This window comes from Cryobacterium zhongshanensis (genome assembly GCF_022760445.1).
GTDB classification, from domain to species: Bacteria; Actinomycetota; Actinomycetes; order Actinomycetales; family Microbacteriaceae; genus Cryobacterium; species Cryobacterium algoricola.
In genome coordinates this window covers 147,513-166,145 of record NZ_JALGAR010000002.1, presented here as the reverse complement: position 1 = coordinate 166,145, position 18,633 = coordinate 147,513, and the positions used below count along the sequence as shown (strand labels likewise).

Annotated in this window: 11 protein-coding genes; 4 read left to right on the top strand and 7 right to left on the bottom strand. The window is 69.2% G+C overall.

The annotated features are described in order from the left end of the window. Positions 1 to 8: 8 nt before the first annotated feature. The gene (locus tag MQH31_RS09260; protein WP_166792643.1) at positions 9 to 1,409 is read right to left on the bottom strand and encodes a multicopper oxidase domain-containing protein; all 1,401 of its coding nucleotides are present in this window, start codon (positions 1,407 to 1,409) and stop codon (positions 9 to 11) included. Further along, positions 1,399 to 8,067, bottom strand: coding sequence for an SdrD B-like domain-containing protein (locus MQH31_RS09255; protein ID WP_243011796.1), 6,669 nt, complete (start codon positions 8,065 to 8,067; stop codon positions 1,399 to 1,401). The genes MQH31_RS09260 and MQH31_RS09255 overlap by 11 nt, the downstream gene beginning before the upstream one ends. Positions 8,068 to 8,399: 332 nt before the next feature. On the opposite strand from MQH31_RS09255, the gene MQH31_RS09250 reads away from it, so the two are divergent. Both MQH31_RS09250 and MQH31_RS09245 read left to right on the top strand, forming a co-directional pair. Continuing rightward, positions 8,400 to 10,058 carry a M23 family metallopeptidase gene (locus MQH31_RS09250; RefSeq protein WP_243011795.1) on the top strand — a complete coding sequence of 553 codons (1,659 nt, stop codon included), beginning with the start codon at positions 8,400 to 8,402 and terminating at the stop codon, positions 10,056 to 10,058. Positions 10,059 to 10,271: 213 nt separating this feature from the next. Then, a complete protein-coding gene (locus tag MQH31_RS09245) occupies positions 10,272 to 11,300 on the top strand; it encodes an ice-binding family protein (protein ID WP_243011794.1) in 1,029 nt (342 codons plus the stop codon). A gap of 108 nt (positions 11,301 to 11,408) precedes the next feature. On the opposite strand, the gene MQH31_RS09240 is transcribed toward MQH31_RS09245, so the two are convergent. The 4 genes from MQH31_RS09240 to MQH31_RS09225 form a co-directional block, all read right to left on the bottom strand. Then, positions 11,409 to 12,344 carry a 5'-3' exonuclease gene (locus MQH31_RS09240; protein ID WP_243012163.1) on the bottom strand — a complete coding sequence of 312 codons (936 nt, stop codon included), beginning with the start codon at positions 12,342 to 12,344 and terminating at the stop codon, positions 11,409 to 11,411. A gap of 146 nt (positions 12,345 to 12,490) precedes the next feature. Continuing rightward, positions 12,491 to 13,651, bottom strand: coding sequence for an acyl-CoA dehydrogenase family protein (locus MQH31_RS09235; protein WP_243011793.1), 1,161 nt, complete (start codon positions 13,649 to 13,651; stop codon positions 12,491 to 12,493). Positions 13,652 to 13,773: 122 nt separating this feature from the next. Next, positions 13,774 to 14,286 carry a Dps family protein gene (locus MQH31_RS09230; protein WP_134535077.1) on the bottom strand — a complete coding sequence of 171 codons (513 nt, stop codon included), beginning with the start codon at positions 14,284 to 14,286 and terminating at the stop codon, positions 13,774 to 13,776. Between the two features lie 139 nt (positions 14,287 to 14,425). After that, complete coding sequence (locus tag MQH31_RS09225) at positions 14,426 to 14,944, bottom strand: NUDIX hydrolase (RefSeq protein WP_243011792.1); 519 nt, start codon at positions 14,942 to 14,944, stop codon at positions 14,426 to 14,428. Between the two features lie 283 nt (positions 14,945 to 15,227). Between MQH31_RS09225 and MQH31_RS09220 the strand changes: the two genes are divergently transcribed. Then, positions 15,228 to 15,926 carry a DUF4232 domain-containing protein gene (locus MQH31_RS09220; protein ID WP_243011791.1) on the top strand — a complete coding sequence of 233 codons (699 nt, stop codon included), beginning with the start codon at positions 15,228 to 15,230 and terminating at the stop codon, positions 15,924 to 15,926. A 205-nt stretch (positions 15,927 to 16,131) separates the two neighbouring features. Here the strand turns inward: MQH31_RS09220 and MQH31_RS09215 are convergent, their stop codons facing one another. Beyond that, positions 16,132 to 17,772 (bottom strand): NAD-dependent malic enzyme, encoded by a 1,641-nt coding sequence (locus tag MQH31_RS09215; RefSeq protein ID WP_243011790.1) that lies wholly within the window; start codon positions 17,770 to 17,772, stop codon positions 16,132 to 16,134. Positions 17,773 to 18,036: 264 nt separating this feature from the next. On the opposite strand from MQH31_RS09215, the gene MQH31_RS09210 reads away from it, so the two are divergent. Beyond that, positions 18,037 to 18,609 carry a hypothetical protein gene (locus MQH31_RS09210; protein WP_243011789.1) on the top strand — a complete coding sequence of 191 codons (573 nt, stop codon included), beginning with the start codon at positions 18,037 to 18,039 and terminating at the stop codon, positions 18,607 to 18,609. Positions 18,610 to 18,633 lie beyond the last annotated feature (24 nt).

Sequence of the window (18,633 nt, the reverse complement as noted above, 5' to 3'; positions counted from 1 at the left end):
CATGGCTCTCAGACTCCCCAGTCGTTCGGATAGGCCTGCGCGCGGAGGCCGCCGGGCGCGTACACGCGGATCTCGGTGGCCTGGCCACCCATTCCGCCCGGAGCCAGGTTGTTCGTCGCGGGGTAGTTGCGGTTGTAGAGCATGTAGGTGTCGAAGCCCGGCCCGGTGTGCGCGGGTGCGGTGAAGACCACGTCGAAGCTCTCGCCGGGGCCGATGCTGATCGTCTCGGTCTCATAGGACGTGTCGGTGCCGTCGCGTCCCCGCATCGGGGTGGCATCGCGGCCGACCACGCGCATCCGGATCCCGGCCAGGGTCATCGCCTGCTCCCGGAATCCGAGGTTCGCGAACCGGAGGGCGACCGTCTCGCCGGCGTTGCAGGTCACGAGCGACGACTGCGGTTGGTACTGCAGCTCGGGATGCCCGTCGGGGGCGACGAGGTCGCCGGAAACCGGGTCGGTCTGCACCGCGAGGGCGTGAATGGATGCTGCCGCATCGATCGGTGCATTGGGGGCGATGGTGTCCGGGTAGACCCGTCCGTTGAGGAGGCCGAAGTCGGCCCGGTAGTCGCTCCACTGCGGCAGCTGGATATGAGCATCCGCCCAGTGCGCCTCGGCCCACACCTCCGACAGGAACATCGCAAACTCGCGGTCGTAGCCGGTGGAGCCGTCCCCGTCGTTGTAGATGAACTGGGTGTGCCCGCCGATGTTCTGACCGTCCTGCAGGGGACGGACGAATACCAGACCGGTCATGCCCATCTGGACGTGCTCGACATCCTCGACGTGGCAGTGGAACATGTAGGTCCCCGGCTCGCGCGGACGGTACACGTAGGAGAAGACCCGCCCGGTCCGCACGGCCACCGACCCGGACGGTTCACCGTCGAAGAACGGGATCACGTTGCGGAACCCATGCCAGTGCAGGGTATGGGCGTCGAACAGGTCCGGCCGCAACGCCAGACCGAGGTTGGTCAGCTGCACGGTGAAATCGACCGGGTGGGCAGGGTCGAATTGCTTCGTCCAGAACATCGGTGCGGAGTGCTGGGCCTTGTTCTTCTGGTTCGTCAACTGGGTGTCGCCCAGGCCCGTGACATTGCGGAACCCGAAGATGTAGGTCGTGAACGGGTCCGGCGCGAGCACGTCGGGGTGGAACGGCGGGATGGCCGGGGTCTTCGGGAGGAAGATCCACCCGTCTGTCCCGGCCAGGTAGAGGTCGGGATCCCCGATGGCCGCGATGGCGGCCTCGGGAAGCAGGACGTTGCCCGCCCAGACGCCGGTCCCGACGATGGCCACCGCGCCGCCGGCGAACTTGAGGAGGTCGCGTCGGCTGAAAGGCTGTTTGAAGATCATTCCCGTATCTCCCTTGGGATCGGAGGTGCCGTTGCGGTGTGCCTGGTCGATCGGGTCAGGGGACATCGAAGGCATCCACGTTGAAGTCGCCGTTGCCACCGAGGCCGTGTGCGGTGCCGTCGAAGTAGACCGACCAGACGCCGTTGTTGTAGTAGACGACGTCTTCGTCCTGAACCGCCCCCAGCGTCGGCACGGTCGTGTTGGCGGCGCTGAACGAGACGTAGAAGTGGGTGGCGTCCACCCGCACAAAGCCGTCGATGTCGGTGTTGGTCGGCAGGTTGTATGGCGCGGCGCTTCTGTCGATCACCCTGCTGTATGCGGTGCCGTTCCAGCTGTAGATGTCGCCGTTGTCTGCGGAACCTCCTACGCCTGGCGGGTTCGCGTTGCCCACCGTGGAGAAGTACAGAATTCCGCTGACGACGCTGATCGCATCCAGATCGAGGTTGTCGTTGCCGCCGAGGCCGTGGACACTGCCGTCGAAGTAGAGCGACCAGGTGCCCGCGTTGAAGTAGACGACGTCCTCGTCCTGCACGTTCCCGAGGCCGGGCACGGTGACCTGCCCGGTGAAGGAGAGATAGAAGTGGGTGTCGTCGACCCGGTCGTAGCCGTCGACATTGGCACCGGTCGGCAACCCGTACGGCGCGGTCGTCACGTCATGGACCCGACCGAAGGTGCTGCCGGTCCAGCGGTAGATGTCCGCGTCGTCCGCCGTGCCACCGACGCCGGGCGGATTGCTGTTCCCTTGCGTCGAGAAGTACAGGGACTGGCCGGCCGGTGGCGGTGGCGGAGGAAGGGCACCGGTGGCGAACGAGATCGCGTCCAGGTCGAGGTTGGCCGAGGCGTCGAGGCCGTGGGCGCCGCCGTTGAAGTAGATCGACCAGGCGCCGTCGAAGTAGACCACGTCCTCGTCGTCCACCGCGCCGACGCCCGGAACGGTGGTGGTCGTGTTGCTGAACGACAGGTAGAAGTGGGTGGCGTCCTTCCAGATGAGGCCGTCGACGTTGGGGTTGGTCGCGCCGGTGGCCGACCCGCTGTTCGGCAGGTTGGTCGGCGCGGCCGTGGCATCCAGGACGCGAACGTAGGAGCTGCCACCGTTCCAGCGGTAGACGTCGGCGTTGTCACCGGTGCCGCCCGCGCCCGGAGGTACGGCCGCGTTGTTCGTGGTGAAGAACAGCGTGTTCCCGACGACACTGATCGCGCCCATGTCGATGGCGCCCAGGAGCCCGTTTGCGCTGCCGTCGAACCACAACGACCACGAGCTGCCGTCGAAGTACACGACGTCCTCGTCGGCCACGGTGCCGATCCCGGGGAGGGTGACGTTCCCGGCGAACGAGGCGTAGAAGTGCGTGGCATCCACTCGGGAGAAACCGTCCGTGTCGGCACTGCTCGGGACGTTGTACGGCGCGGCGGTCATATCGATCGACCGGCTGAATGCGGTGCCGTTCCAGACGTGGATGTCAGCGTCGTCAGCGGTGCCGGACACGCCGGGCGGGTTGGTGTTTCCCGTTGTCGAGAAGTACAGGTCCGAGGCCGGCGGAGGCGTTGTCGTCGCGCCGAACTCGTCTGCGCCACTGTCGAAGCCGCCCAGTGCCGGCCGGGCCTGGTTGTCGAAGTCCGTGGCCGGCGCGTTCACGCCGGCGGTGCTCGCCGCGCCCAGGTTGCAGGCAGGCGTTCCGGGGCAGGCGCTCAGGTGGTAATTGCCGAGCAGGTTCGGCGGCGCTTGCAGGGTGACGAGCGTGGCGTCCACGAACGCCGGGTTCTGTCGCCAGGTCGCGAAGGAAACGGAGACGTCATACGTCGAGACCACTGCCGGGTCGGCAGAGCTGTTCGTCGGACTGGTCGTGTACGCGTGGGACGCTGAGCTCTGCTGGACGACCGAGTTGGTCGGGGCGAGCACCCCGGTGCCGTCGGCCACACCGAGATCCCAGTTGTTGATGTCCGCTGCGCCGGTCAGGCCGATGCCGGTGACTGTGGTTCCGGCCCGGGTGCCGGCCCTGTTGTCCCAGAAGATGTTGTTGAACGACACCGGATTGCTGAAGGTCGGCGAACCGGCAGGCAGCGTGGCCTGCAGCTGGTCGCTGTTGGCCGAGGTCGCCAGGCCGGCGGGGGCCGGTTGGCCGTCCGACGTGACCGCTGTGGCCGTCGTCAGGTTCTTCATGATCGTGTTGTTGTAAACCCGTACGTTCGGGGCATCGTTGATGCCGATGCCGCCGCCCTCGTGGGTGGACACGTTGTTGACGATCATGTTGTTGTAGACATTCATCGGGAAGTTGCCGGCCATCAGGAAACGGATGCCGCCACCGTCGTCATTGGCCATGTTGGCCTGGATCTGGTTGGCATAGATGTCCACCGGACCGGAGCCGGGCGAGAGTGCACCGACCGTTGCCGGCAGCTGCCCGGCGATCATGATCGCTCCGCCCTCGTCGTTGGACGAGTTGAAATAGATGCGGTTGTGGTGGATCTTGCCGCCCGGGCTCAGGCCGTAGGCGCTCAGCCCGCCGCCATACTCCAGCGAGAAGTTGCCGCAGATGTCGTTGCCGGATACTTCGTAGCCGTCGGCGCCCGCGAAGAGGCCGATGCCGCCTGCCAGGTTGGTTCCGGCGTTGGCGATGACGCGGTTGTTGGCGATCCGCACGTTCTCGTTGTGGTTGCTCGTGTTCGGTGCGGCCAGGTCGGGCGTGCCGATCCGGATGGTCCCGTAGCCGCCGCCGTTGTTCTGCACCACGTTGTTGGTGATCTGCAGGGAGCGGGCGTACGCGTTGGCGAAGATCGCTCCGCCCTGCGTGGTGATGTTCGGCGGCAGGCCCGTCGGACCCCCGGTGAGGGCGTCGATGTTGCCGGGGAAGCCCACCTGGTCGCCGCCGCGGATGTCGAAGCCGTCGATGGCCGCCGTGAATCCACTGGTGAACTGGCGGGCCGCACCGGGTGCCGTCGTGGCGTTCGCCGACGCCAGCACGTAGATCGCTTCGCCGTCGTTCACCGCCTGGTTACCGTCCCAGGTCAGGCCGCCGACCTTGGCGAACCAGGCCGTGGCCAGGGCGGTGTCTCCGCCGAACGCGCCGGCGTCGATGATCGATCCCGGCACGAAGGTGGTGCCCTGGAAGCCGCCGGACCCGACGCCCTGCAGCTTGACCGGAGAGGCCATGACCAGGTTCTCGTAATATGCGCCGCGGGGGTTGGCCGCGGTGGGCGTTGCCGGGTACACGATGACCAGGTCGTCGCCGTTGTTGGCGAACGCCGCGTCGAGTGCGGCCTGGATCGTTGTGTGGGTGCGGCCGGGGCCGACCTCTCGAACGGCAGGGTTGTAGCCGGTTCCGAGCACATGGAAGCTGAGCCCGTTGACGGTCGTCTGCCCGTTGCCCGAGGTGATCGTGAGCTGTTGCGCCCCGACCGGGGCCGTAGCCGGCACGCTGGCCGTGATCGACGTGTCGCTCCAGGCGGTGACGTCGAGCGTTGTCGAGCCCAGATTGACGTGACCGGTGCCCTGGGCCGAGCCCAGGCCGGTACCGGCGATGGTGAAGGAGCGGCTGCCCGTTGCGGCCACGTACGGTTGCGACACGCTCAGCAGCTGCGGTGTGGCGGTGTCGAGGGCGCAGGTCACCGCCGTGTTGACCCCGGTGGTCGGGGACCCGACATACACGCCGACCTGGGTCGGGGCGAGGTCGGTCGGAATGGTCACGCCGGGGAATGCCTCGAACTCGGTCGCGATCGAGCGATATCGCGGGTTGTAGTTTGCGTTCAGATGCCCGGGGACACCGGGGTCGTTGCCCACGAAACGGTACATGTTGGCGCAGACACCCGAGGGGGTCGGGCAACTGATGTGGTTCGTCGAGGGCAGCAGCACATCGTACGCGCCGTTGAAATCGGACTCGACGGTCGTGACCAGCCGGTTGGCGAAGTCGTAGATCCCGACCGGGGCGAAGGCCACACCCGTCTTCTCACCGAAGAGCGTGGACCGCGGGTCGGTGGAGAAGTTGATGTCGTCCACGATCAGGCCGCGCAGACGGGCCGGGACGGGGACATCCGTGAAGATGTTGAACATGGGCACGACCGACTTACCGTTGTTCACCCGCACGAGTTTGGTGTCGCAGGTCGGCTTGGCTGCGCCTTCATAGGGCGACCCGCCGATGCCCAGGAACGTGGGGTTCGACACTGCCGTCGAGGCCGCTACGGTGACGCCGACGGGGACCCCGTTGGTACCGTCGCCGACCACTGCGGGGTAGTTGTCCGTCTTGCTGCCCGCGAGGTCGACGGTGTGGAGCGTTCCCGCGCAAGCCGGCGGCGGCACCTGCGGAACGATCTGATCGCCGTTCGCGATGTTGATGTCCGTCTCGCTGGTGACCTTGTACAGGGGGTCGCCGGTGGCATCCTGCGGGATCGCGATCTTGACCAGATAGTCGCCGCTTCCGAGCGGCTGGAAGGTACCTCCGTCGCACACGGGGTTGGCCGGATCTGTGGCGATCACCGTTCCCGTGCAAGCGTCGGCGAAGCCGTAGTTGCCGTCCACGGCCGCACCGAAGTTCGCCGCCGGTGTGCCCTGGTCGGTCGGGTACGGCCCGAACTGGACGCCCTGGATGAAGCTCGAGATGCACTCTCCCGATGTCTCCTGGTTCGGCGCGAGCACGTTCTCGTCGAAGGCCGCCGAGTTGTCTGCGGCGTGGACGAGAGGCTTGCCATCGACATCCCGGGCCACGCAGCCGGTCGGGCGGCTCCAGTGTTCCGAGAGGTAGGTGTTCAACAGCTTTCCCTTGGCCAACGACCCGTCCGGCGCGAGTTCGAACGCGTCGTTCGTGCCCCCACACGGCGCGGTCGTCGTGCCGCAGTCGACTGTGGACCAGAGCTCGACCGGCACGTCGGAGACACCCGGCTGCCAGTCCTCGGATGCGGCATATTGCGGGTCGAGCTCATTGCGGGTCGTGTCGTAGCTGACCGAGCCGACGATGCCGCCATTGCGGGGGTCGATGCCGTTGGCGCCTGTCGAATCGTAGGAGTGTACGCCCCAGTCCATCGTGCCGCCGAGGCCGATGATGCTGAGCACGCTGACGTCGACGCCGGCGCCCTTCACCGTGGTCGGGGTCGGCTGGTTGTCAGCCTGGTACGTGACGCCGGTCGTGTAAAAGGAGTTGTTGAAGTTCTCCATGACGGTCCACTCGCTGAGGGGGTATGCGCTCTCGAAGTGGTAGTAGCCGGTGCTGTCGGTGGTGACGAGGTTCGTCCCTCTGTCCATCAGAGAGTTGTCCTGCTTGCGCATGGTCAGCGTGAAGTTGGGCATGCCGGTTTCGCCCGGGTCCTTCACACCGTTGCGGTTGGTGTCGTTGAAGACGTACCCGTCGTATTCGGTCCACCAGCCACTGTCCGGCAGATTGCCCATCTTCACCGTCTCGCCGTTCTTCACGGTCACATTGACCGAGTCGAGGAAGTGGTTCTGCGGCTCGTCCCACCAGCTCAGGCTGTAGTTGCCGTCGGGCACGCCCGAGATGTCGAAGGTGCCGTCCGTGCCGCCGTGACCCACCCAGACTGCCTGGTCGCCGGCCTGCAGGTCGCTGAGCGAGAGCCACGGGTTGACGATCGGCTTGCCCATCTTGCTCCCGGTCAGACCGAGCCAGTGGTTGTAGTCGCCGCCCTTGGGCGGGCTGTACTGCTTGACGTTGACGACCGCGCCTGTAATGTGACCCGAGCCTGCGGTCAGGGTGTTCGTGGGCTTCACGAATCCGAAGATCGGCCCGGGTACGGGTTCGCCGGCCAACAGGGCCTCGGTGTCGTATCCGGTGCTGCCCTCCATCACCCAGGCGTCGAAGTCATGGTTTCCTTCAAGGGTCGTGGTCTGGATCCAGGTCTGGTTGGGCGGGGCCGAGGCAGTGAGCGCGTAGCGGTTGCTCCCGAGGTGGGGCATGGTCAGGATGCCGTCGGCATCGCTGACACAGTGGCCGCCTGACCCCGGGATCGGCACGGGGAGCATGCCCGCGTCGAGGCTGGCCACCGGGATCACGTGGCTGATCGGGTCCTCACCCTGGTACACGGTGCACAGGGGGTTGCCATACACGTCGGTCTGTACCTCGCCGAGAGTGTCGGCGATGTGGCCGGTGAAGCCGGCCAGGCCCGGCTCGCCCTGGTCGAGGGTTCCGTTGGTCGTCGCGCTGTCCTGGAAGATCTGCGCCCGGAGCGTCGAGTCGGGAAGGGGGGTCGGCTGCAGTTCGACCGTGACGAGACCCGGGTCGGGAAGCGGCACGGTGAAGTGCGCGCCGTCGATCTTGTAGCCGTCGGAGAGCACAGAGATCAGATAACGCCCGTTCGGGAGGGTGAGACCGCCGGCGAAGTCGGACTGGTCGCCCTGGCGCACGATCGGACTCGTGCTGTGCGGAGTCTCCCTGATCGATGTCCACTCGCAGGAGCCCGGATACCCGGTGTCGAGGGTGTTGCAGCCGGAACCGAGCGCCGGACTCCGCTGGGCGGTCGTCCCGGTGTTGTCCTCGTTGACCATGTAGGTGAAGTTGGGGATGGCGGCACCCTTGGCGACTCCGGCACCCGAGAAGGCACGGGGCTCCGTGCGGGCGCTGATCACGTTCAGCGTCAGGCTGCTCGTCGTCGCGGCCTGGGCGGGCAGCGCGGGCGGGGCCGAGAGCATCGCTATCGGCATGACCACCGCGGCGGCGGCGATCACAATCCGCTGCCACAGAGGCCGCCGTAACGAAGTGAACCCGGACGAGTCTCTCGTCGCTTCCATGGTGACCTCCAACGTCTGGAAGGCTCCATGCTGGTCGGACGCGACCTGCCGACCAAGCCGCACCTGAGGGATGCTCTCCTCCCCAAAATTGGGGGGCGAGCGTCACTGCACCCCCCGAATTGGGTGGTCGAGCACCCCAACGTGAGGCTTGTCCGCCCGGAGTGCCGTGGTCACGATGGGAGCCCATCCTCGATGGGAGCCCATCCTGCCCGGAGGCCGGCGTGGCACGCCTCGTGCCGCGCTTGTCACCCGGGCCGGCCCATGTCACGATGGCCGGGCATTGACCCGGTCGATCTGCCCATCCATCACCCGAAGCTGGATTGCTGAGACTCATGAGTGCACCCCGAGGTGTCCGTCGGATCAGTCGCCGTGCGGGCATTCGCCCGGCCTCCCGACTGGTGCCTCCGCTCGCGACGATCGTGATCGTCGCGCTCGTGATCGCGGGGATGCCGACGTCGGCACAGGCGGACGCCATGCAGCCCGCAGACCAGCCGGTTCCGGTCGCAACGACCGTCCCCACGCCGGATCCGGCACCGACGCCCGTACCCGATCCACTGCCCGCGCCCGTGCCCGTGCCCGTGCCCGTACCCGATCCAACGTCCACGGCGACGACGACACCGACGACGACGGAACCCGCACCCACCCAGGCGCCGTCGCCGGCGCCCGACCCTACGACGGCCCCGGAGCCCACACCTACTCCACTTCCCACCCCGACGCCGACTCCGACTCCGACTCCGACCACGGCGCCGGATCCCACGCCCAGCACTCTTCCCACGCCGACGCCGACTGAGACCCCGACGGCGACAGCGACAGCGACTCCGGAACCCACGCCCACAGTGTCGACGACCCCGCCTGCCCCGGTCATAGTCGCGCCGGAACCCCTGCAGGCCTTCGGCCCCCGGGCATCCGTCGTGTCGTCGGCCGTTGGACAGGCAGCCGCTGCCGCCCGCGCCGCCGACTCCACGAGAGCACTGACGGAACAAGCGTCCGCCCGCCGCGCCGCCGCAGTCGCGGCCGCCCAGTCCCGCCTGCGCGCGGCGGAGATCAGCCTGGCTGCGGCGAAGCTCGCCGACGCCTCCGCCCGCGCCGACTACGCGGCCGCCGTCAGCCGGGCCGACCTCGTGCATGCGCTCAGGCAACGGGCCGGAGTCACCGCCGAGGCATCCCGCCGAGTGCTGGCGACCCTGATTCGCGGCCTGATGCAACAGTCCGGCAACAGCACCCTCGACGTGCTGCTCGACGACAGGGCCGACCACGACCTGTTGTTCCAGCTCGGCACACTGGATACCCTGTCCAGGCTGACCGCGAATCTCGACGACGTGCGCACGCGGGTCGCTGCGGACGTCAGTCGGGAGCAGGCGCTCGAGAAGCAGGATGTCGCAGCCCAGGCCGCCATCGCCGCGGTCCCCGTTTCCGCCGCCCGCACGGCGGTCGCGGCGGCGCAACACGAGATCGATGCCGCATCCGCCGCCCTCGCCGACCTTGCCCGGTCAGCTCCGGCAGCCACGGCTGCGAGCGAAGTGCACCCGTTCCCGGCACCCCCACCAGTCGCAGACAGCGGGCGTCTGAGCGGACAGGGCTGGACGGCACCGGCCACCGGGCGCATCACCGATGAGTTCGGTCCGCGTCTCGTGCACCCGGTTGCCGGGGTCGGCGACTTCCACCGGGGGACGGACATCGGCGCCGGGTGCGACGCGGCCATCTATGCGGCGGCCGACGGAGTCGTCGAGGCCGCCGGCGTGCTGGGCACCTACGGCAACTGGATCCTGATCGACCACGGAAGCGGCGTCGCAACGGGCTACGCGCACATCGCCCCCGGGGAGACCCTGGTCAGCGTCGGTGAACGCGTTGTGGCCGGCCAGGTGATCGCCGGGGTCGGGAACACCGGCGCCTCGACCGGCTGCCACCTGCACTTCGAGGTCAGGATCGACGGGACCGCCGTCGACGCCGTCCCGTTCCTGGCCCTCCGCGGCGTGAACCTCGGCACCTGAACCGCACTCGCTCGCGATCAGGACCGCCGCCGGCTCGCTCGACCGCTGCGCGCCTGACCGGGAATCGCCTGAACGAACCAATAAGTTGTATACAAAATCTGAGGGTTCCTCTAGGGTAAAACCGGAAGTAGACGGGAGGGAATGGCCCTCCCGCCCTCCCGCGCACCTGCATAGCAGGATAGGGCAGTGGCTTCCTTTCTCTTGGGGGCCCCCATGCACCTGCGTAACCTGAAATCATCTCCCCGGCGGATGCTCGTGACCGGCGCCGCCTTCGCCCTCGGCCTTCTGCTCGCTGCAGGCGGGGCCGGCGCAGCGCACGCCGCCGGCTCGGTTCAGGCCGTCATCGGCCTCGGCACCCTCGACAGCTTCGGAGTGCTCGGCCACACGACAGTCACCAACACAGGAGCGACCACGATCACGGACGGTGATGTCGGCCTGAGCCCGGGAACCTCCGTCACGGGATTCGCCCCGGTCACGATCGACAACGGCGTGGTCCACGCCACGGACGCCCAGGCCGAGCTCGCCCAGGCCGACCTGACCACGGCCTTCAACGATGCGGCCGGCCGGTCCCCCGACGTCTCCAACCTGAACGACCTCGCCGGCCAGACCCTCGCTCCCGGCGTCTACGCCGGCGGAGCGCTCTCCCTCAGCGGCACGGTCACCCTGGCCGGTAGCGCAAGCTCGGTCTTCATCTTTCAGGCCGCGAGCACGCTGATCACCGCATCGTCGAGCACCGTCGCCTTCTCCGGCGGCGCGAATGCATGCAACGTGTTCTGGCAGGTGGGCAGCTCGGCAACGCTCGGCAGCAACTCGGTCTTCGCCGGCACGATTCTCGCCCAGACCTCGATCACCGCCGAGACCGGCGCCACGGTCGCGGGCCGACTTCTCGCGAGCACCGGTGCCGTCACCCTGGATTCCAACGTGATCACCCGGCCCAGCGACTGCGCGGCGCGCACCGCGATCGTCGCGAGCACGCCGACGGCGGCGCAGACCGCGGCCGCCGCAGCAGCAGCGCAGGCCGCTGCCGAGGCCGCCGCCGCTGAAGCCGCCGCCCAGGCCGCCGCCACGGCCACACCGACGCCCTCGGCCACGACCCCGTCCAGCACGACCGGGCCCGTCGCGGAGCTTGCCGCGACCGGAATCGACATCGCCCCCGTTTTGTTCGGAACCGCAGTGCTGCTCGGCATCGGACTCCTGCTCGTCCTGGTCGGGCGTTCACGGCGGGCGCGCCAACGCCGCTGACGGGAAACACCGCGGCGACCCGGAGCGTTCGTCCGGCGCCGTGCGCGACAGCGCACGTCCGGGCATTCCGACCCGGGACCGCTCGCCCGGGACCGGCGCTCACGGCCGTCAGGTGCGGGCGAGGAGGGCGGCGCGCACGCGCTTCATGGAGGAGTCAAGGCCCCATTCGGCGGAGATCCGGTCGAGGTCGGCATCCTGCTCGGGGGTGGCCGGACGGATGCGGGCGTCGAACGTCGGCAGCACCAGGTCGCGCACGACATTCACGACCGTCGGGGCGACCGTGAGGTAACCCGCGGCGGCGCGGATCTTCGCGCGCACCCCCGCGGCCATGACCGAGGCCGGGTCGGCCGCTGCGGCGACGATCCCGTCGAGGTCGCCGAAGTCCGCGAGCAGGGTGGCCGCGGTCTTCTCGCCCACACCAGCGACTCCCGGCAGGCCGTCCGAGGCGTCGCCGCGGAGGGCCGCGAAATCGGCGTACTGGGCCGGGGTGACACCGGTCTTGGCGACCAGGGCGGCATCCGTCAGGGTCTCGAGCCTGGCCATGCCGCGGCCGGTGTAGATCACCCGCACGTCGCGGGAGTCGTCGACGAGCTGGAAGAGATCCCGGTCACCGGTGACGACGTCGACGGGGATGTCCGAGTGGGAGGCGAGGGTGCCGATCACGTCGTCCGCCTCGTGCCGCGGGGCGCCGATCACGGGGATCCCGAGCGCGCCGAGCAGCTCGCGGATGATCGGAACCTGAGGACTGAGAAGGTCGGGGACGTCCTCGGTCGCTGTGGGGGCATCCGCTGGGGAGGACTCGGGCGGGTTGACTGCCGCGACCCGGTGGGTCTTGTACGTCGGGATCAGGTCAACGCGCCACTGCGGCCGCCAGTCGTCGTCCCAGCACGCCACGATCTCGGTCGGCGGGAACTCGGTGACGAGCCGGGTGATGATGTCGAGCAGCCCGCGCACGGCGTTGACCGGCTGGCCGTTCGGCGCGCGCACGGTGTCGGGCACCCCGTAGAAGGCACGGAAGTACAGGGCAGCGGTGTCGAGCAGCATCCGGCGCTCCGGTGGAGTGGTCACGGCGGAATCCTGTCACATCAGGCGGCCGGGCGTCCACCGCGCCGAACCCTGGGCTGCCACCGCTGTGCGGGGTTCACTGCGGGCGGGGCACCTCCCATACGAGCCGCGGGCGAGCGACACCGCTACCAGGGCGAGGGGCCGCCCCCGGGGACCGAGCCACCGTCGAGGAGCAGGGCGCCGAGCGCGGCCTCGTCGCGTTCGGCGTGGTGCTGGCGCACGTAGAGCTCGAGGTCGGCAACCCGCTGCGAGTGACGGGCCTCGAAGGCGAGCGGCCACGGGCCGAGCGCGTGGCCGGCCCGCATGATGACGTCCTCGACCGAGCGCGCGACGAGGCCCCGCACCCTCGCCGCGAGGACTGCCCCCGCCTGGCCGGTCGCAGTGCCGTCGTCGATGGCCGCAGCCGCCGCTGCAAGGGCGCCGCCGCACGCGCTCAGGGCAACGTCGATCGCACCGAGGTGCGCGAGCGCGATCTGGTCCGCCGGCCAGTCCTGCGCCCCGCGGAACACCCGGCGGGCGATCCCGACCGCCCCGCCGAACCAGCAGGCGGCGACACCGATCCTGTCCCAGGCGTAACCCGGCCGGTCGAAGTACCAGTCGTCCTCGCGGATCGCGACCGCGGGCACGCCGCGGAAGTCGACCGGGCCGCTCGTGATCGAGGGAAGTCCCCGGCCGACCCAGGCGTCCTCGAGCACGGTGATTCCCGGCGCGGTGAGGTCGACGGCGAAGAGCCGCATCGAATGGCCCGAGGTGTGCGCGGTGACGAGGGCGTTGCTCAGCGAGCCCGCGAGGGAGCACCACGGCTTGAGCCCGTCGAGCCGCCAGCCCTGCTCCGACTCGATCGCATCGAGGCGGGTGCCGCGCGCTTCGGCCGCGAAGACACCCCAGCTACGGGTCCGGTCGACCTCGCCGCCGGGAAGCTGCCCCGGTTCGACGGATGCCTGGCCCAGGATCGAGAGGGCGGCGAGATGACCGTCGGTGGCACGCGCCGCGGACAGGTCCGCCGCCGACACCGTCGCTAGCGTCTCGAAGAGGCGCCGGGTGTCGCCCTCGCCCGTACCGGGCAGCCGGCTCCCGAGGTGCGTCGCCAGGCGGAGTGCTCGCCCGGTGTCGCCGTTCACGAGCAGGGCCTCGTCGGCGACCACCCGGAGTTGCTCACTCGCCTCACGGTCTCCGGGCGCGGCGAGCCAGACCGGTGCGCTCTCGCTGTCGAAATTCCGCTGGTTCATCTGCGGCCTCGCCTTCTTGTGCTTGTCATCGTCGACCCGCGTGCCGGTTCCCGGCATCCTCCTCTCGCCGCTTCCCCCGTCGCCGCGTCCCCGGGTTCGCGGCGTTCGGCGTTCCGCCCTCGCGGCCGAACCCCGTCCTGATCCTGATCCTGGTCCTGACGTGCCCGTCCGGCCAGGGGTCAGTCCGTGATCTCCGTGACCGCCCGGCCGGAGGGGCGGGTCGGCGATTTGGCGGTCGCCTTCCGCGGCAGGCGGTTCTCGGCGCTGACCATCCAGGCGTACTGTTCGAGCTTCTCGATGAAGCCGTGGAGGATGTCGGCGCTCGTCGGGTCCTCGTCGTCGACGGCGTCGTGCACCGTGCGGATGTTCTTCACCGTCGCGTCGAGCCGTTCCGTGATCATGACGACGGTCTCGGCGGTGTCGACCTCCCCCGCAGGGAACTTCGGCAGGTGGGTGTCTTTGGTGACCGTCTCGGTGCGGCCGTCGGGGAGAGCGTCGAGGGCGCGCATCCGCTCGGCCAGTTCGTCGGAGAAGATGCGGGCGTCGTCGATGATTTCGTCGAGCTGCAGGTGCAGGTCGCGGAAGTTGTGGCCGACGACACTCCAATGCGCCTGCTTGCCCTGCACATGCAATTCGATGAGGTCGACGAGGACGGACTGCAGGTTGCCGCCGAGTTCTGCTGATGCCTTCATGGGTGCCCCTCTCACGCGGGAACCGTCGCCGGCGGGCTGCCGGGCGAGGGTCCCGCTCGTTTCGAACAGCACGATAGCAGGGGTGCGCAGGTCATGTCAGGCCGGGCGGATGCCCCGTTCGGGTCTGCTGCGGGGGTCGCTACGCCGGGGTGTCTACCGGGCTGTCTGCCGGGCTTTCTGCCGGGCTGTTGCGGCGGCGGAAGAGCGCGGGTCCGGCGTGGGCGAGCGCGAGCCGAAGCCGTTCGTCGTGGGTGCCCGGCAGGGGCGGGAGGGCGTCGAGGGGCCACCAGGCGGCGGCCGTGTTCTCTCCGTCGGCCGGGTGCGGTTCGCCGCTCACCCAGCGGCAGAGGAAGAGGACGTCGAGGTACTGGGCGTGATCGCCGTTGGCGTACTGAAGGGGCTCGCTGGCGAAGACGCCGACGAGAGCGTCGACCTCGGCGACGAGGCCGGACTCCTCGAGGACCTCGCGTGCCGCGGCATCCGCCGGCTCTTCACCGGGATCGACGACGCCGGCGACGTTCGACCAGTTGCCGTTGTCGGCGCGACGGACGAGGAGCGCCTCGTCGCCGCGCACAACGACCGCGGTCACGCCGATGAGCCAGAGCGGGGCGTGACCGATGCTTTTGCGCAGTTCGAGGACGAAATCAGGAGTGGCCATCCTTCGAGCCTAGCCAGTGCGGTCCCGGGCACCACGCCTCACTCGCCGCCCCGCCCTCACCCGTGCAGTATGGGGGCTAACTCAGGAAGATTTCACGTCGGCTCGAAGCGCGGGCTCGGAAACACGCGGATGCCTCGGGCAGACTCCACGGATCTCCTGAGTTAGCCACCGCGGCACCGGGTGCCGGTCTGCGCAACCCCCCTCCCGCACGGAGGCACCGCGCGAGGCTGGTGCGAGACTGGTGATGCGGCCGCTCAGACGGACCGCGACAGGGGGGGGCGACATGACCAGTTCACGGGTCGAGGCAGCGCGGCGGGGGACGTCGGGCGGCACCGGGCACCGAATGGCGGCGGCGCTCGGGGCAGCGGCGCTGCTCTGCACAGCGCTCTCCGCGTGCGCGACGGCGGCACCGTCGTCGACGGCCAGCACGACGGCGACGGCACCGGCCTCGGCGACCCCGACGGCGACGGATGCCCCGACCGGCACCCCCACCCGGTCACCCGCAGCGGTCCCCACGTCCACGCCCGGCGACGACGTTCCCGTCGCCTGCCCGGCCGGTGCGCTCGGCGCGGCCCTGGTCTCGCGGCCGATGGACAGCGGAATGAGCAGCTTCTTCTGGGACCTCACCCTCACCAACACCGGGTCCCAGGCCTGCACGGTGCAGGGGTACCCCGGTGTCCGGCTCGTGAATGCGGTCACGGGGGCGCTGCTCGGCCCGGCCGCGGCACACGAACGCTACCCGACGGTGACGGAGGATGCCGTCGAGCTCGCTCCCGGCGCATCCGCCTACAGCCTGCTGCACCTGCACCAGGCGGGCGTCTACACCTGCACGCTCGTCGCCGTCACTGAACTCGAGGTGACACCGCCCGGCACGGATGTCCCTCTCCGGGTGACGACGCCCAATCCGATCCAGGGTTGCGACGACCCACTCATCGGCCTCGTCAATGCCGGTCCGTTCGCCCCTGCTTCTCTCGTCTACTAGGCGCCCACCGGACAGTCCCTGCTGGTCGCGTGGACGGGCGGTCACGGCGAACATCGGGGGCTAACTCAGGAAGACCGTGCCTCACCTGAATGCCGGGGCCTGGAATCACCCGGATGCGCGCCGGCGCCGACGCGAATTTCCTGAGTTAGCCCCCGGGTCTGCCGGAGAGTGCGGCGAGAAGGACGCGCCAGGAAGGAAAGACTAGCTAGTAGGCGGGATGCCAGGTCGCGGCGGCGACCGCGGCCTCGGGGTCAGCGATGGCGACGCCGTTGACCCCGTCGCGCACGGCCTGGGCGACCACGGCGACGGCGACGCGGCGCGACACCTCGGGCAGGTCCCGGAAGGACGGCAGCACGGCAGCGCCCGGTCGGGTCACGTCGACCATGCCGGCGATCGCGTGCGCAGCGGCGAGCAGCATGGCCCGGTTCAGCACGGTCGCCCTGGCGACCATCGCGCCGAAGCAGATTCCCGGATACATCAGGGCGTTGTTGCCCTGGCCGATTTCGTAGTCGATCCCGTCGAACCGCACGGGCGCCGAGGGGCAGCCGGTGCTCACGAGGGCGGCGCCTGCCGTCCACTCGATCACGTCGGCCGCGGTCGCCTCGGCGAGCTCGGCCGGGTTGGAGATCGGGCAGATCAGCGGGCGTTCGACGTGGGCTGCCATCTCGCGGACGGCCGCCTCGGTGAAGGCGCCGAACTGGGTCGAGGTGCCGATGAGCGCGGTCGGGTGCACGGCGGCGATCACGCTCTGCAGCGAGCGCGGGTCGGCGAGCGCGGGCGCGAACGCATCCCCGGCCAGTTCCCGCGCGGGCCGGGCGTACCGCCGCTGGCCCGCGGTGAGGTCGGGCAGGCTGTCGACGATGAGCCCCTGCCGGTCCATCAGGTAGATCCGGGCCTCGGCCTCGGCGAGGGACTGTCCCCCGGTCACGACGAACTCGTCGACGATCTGGTCGGCGATGCCGATCCCGGCGGACCCGGCCCCGAAGACCAGCACGCGCTGGTCGCCCAGGGTCAGCCCGGAGATCAGCATGCTCGTGTTGAGCGCGGCGAGGATCGTGACACCGGTGCCCTGGATGTCGTCGTTGAGGGTGCAGATGCTGTCGCGATAGCGCTCGAGGATCGGCGCCGCCGTCGCACGGCCGAAGTCCTCCCAGTGCAGCAAGGCACCGGGGAAGAGTGCGAGCGAGGTCTGCACGAAGGCGTCGATGAATCCGTCGTAGTCCGCACCCCGGATGCGCGGAAACCGGTTCCCGAGGTACCGCGGGTCGGCGAGCAGGCCGGCGTTGTCGGTGCCGACGTCGATGAAGACGGGCAGGATCTGGGCGGGGTCGATGCCCGCTGCCGCGGTGTAGACGGCGACCTTGCCGGTGAGGATCTCGGCCCCGTTGACGCCCCAGTCGCCGATGCCGAGGATGCCCTCGCCGTCGGTCGCGACGATCAGGCGGATGTCCCTCCCGTTGGCGTAGATCCGGAGCGCGTCCGCGATGCTCTCCGGGTCGAGTGCGGAGATGTAGGCGACATCGCTGCCCGCGTAGTAGTCGCTGTACTGCTGGATCGCCTGGGCGACGGTCGGCGCGTAGACGATCGGCAGGAATTCGACGAGGTGCCGCGACATGGCGTAGTAGAAGAGGCGCCGGTTCCGGGTGCAGACGTCCATCAGGAACAGGCGCTTCTCGAGGTCGTTCGGCCGGGCCAGGAATCGGCGGTAGAGCTGGCCCGACTGCTGCTCGATGGTCTGCACGACGTGCGGGAGTTGCCCGGTGATGCCGCCGCGCATCCGCTCGGCCCGGGTGAACGCGGTGCCCTTGTTGCGGTACGGGTCGGCGAGGATGGATAGCCCGGTCATGGAGTGCCTCTCGCGAGTTGGAGGCCGCGACGGTGTGACCGGTGTGCCGGGCCAGAGGCTGCTGCCTACCCCGCTTCACCCAGTTTAACCCCGCGTTTACCCAACGATTCTCCGGGCGCGTTCATCGCGGTATCCGCTGCACCCGCCCCGGGCAGCGGAGCGGTTAGGTTGAGACCACGACCGTTTCCGGGCGTGCGACATGTCGTGGGGGCAATGATGGTTTCATCCAGTGGGCGAAAGCGAACGAGACCGGCGGCGACCGGAGTGAGCCCGGGTCGGCGCGCGCCCGGGGAACAGGTCTACCGGTCCAGTGACCGCGCGATTCGGGTCTGGACGATTCTGCTTCTGGCATCGATCCCGGCGCTCCTCGTGGTCGGCGGCCTGGTCTCGTACCTCAGCTGGACCATGGCCGGCCCCCATGGAGACCGAGCGGGAAACCCGGGAACCGTGGCCGGCAATCTCATCATGCTGTCCGCGGTGGTCCTGCCCCTGGTGATCGCGGCCGCGCTCGGCGGCGAAGCGTTGCACAAAGGCGGTTCGATCGTCGGGGTGGTGCTGGTTGCCGGCATCATGGGCTTCGCGTTCGGCGGCACGGCGGAACTGTCGTGGATGAGAACCTGGGGCGTCATTGCCATCGTCGTGGGCGTCCTCGGCTTTTTCGCCCTCGGTTACATCCGCAGGGTGCCGATCTGGATCGGCGGCGTGGGCCTTGTGCGCAAGAAGGAGGTCTCGGACGGCCTCCTGCCCGGCGAATCAGCCCCGGGGGTGCTCTCTTCGAAGCGGCGGCACGTGCAGGCCCGGCCGGAGGAACAGCCGGACAGACAGCCTGAGAAGTGATCGGAGGAGCCGCGCCCGACCTGG

Coding starts and splice junctions, on each gene's coding strand:
- MQH31_RS09260 (WP_166792643.1), bottom strand. CDS start 1,409: ATGTCCCCTGACCCGATCGACCAGGCACACCGCAACGGCACCTCCGAT.
- MQH31_RS09255 (WP_243011796.1), bottom strand. CDS start 8,067: ATGGAAGCGACGAGAGACTCGTCCGGGTTCACTTCGTTACGGCGGCCT.
- MQH31_RS09250 (WP_243011795.1), top strand. CDS start 8,400: ATGAGTGCACCCCGAGGTGTCCGTCGGATCAGTCGCCGTGCGGGCATT.
- MQH31_RS09245 (WP_243011794.1), top strand. CDS start 10,272: ATGCACCTGCGTAACCTGAAATCATCTCCCCGGCGGATGCTCGTGACC.
- MQH31_RS09240 (WP_243012163.1), bottom strand. CDS start 12,344: ATGCTGCTCGACACCGCTGCCCTGTACTTCCGTGCCTTCTACGGGGTG.
- MQH31_RS09235 (WP_243011793.1), bottom strand. CDS start 13,651: ATGCCGGGAACCGGCACGCGGGTCGACGATGACAAGCACAAGAAGGCG.
- MQH31_RS09230 (WP_134535077.1), bottom strand. CDS start 14,286: ATGAAGGCATCAGCAGAACTCGGCGGCAACCTGCAGTCCGTCCTCGTC.
- MQH31_RS09225 (WP_243011792.1), bottom strand. CDS start 14,944: ATGGCCACTCCTGATTTCGTCCTCGAACTGCGCAAAAGCATCGGTCAC.
- MQH31_RS09220 (WP_243011791.1), top strand. CDS start 15,228: ATGACCAGTTCACGGGTCGAGGCAGCGCGGCGGGGGACGTCGGGCGGC.
- MQH31_RS09215 (WP_243011790.1), bottom strand. CDS start 17,772: ATGACCGGGCTATCCATCCTCGCCGACCCGTACCGCAACAAGGGCACC.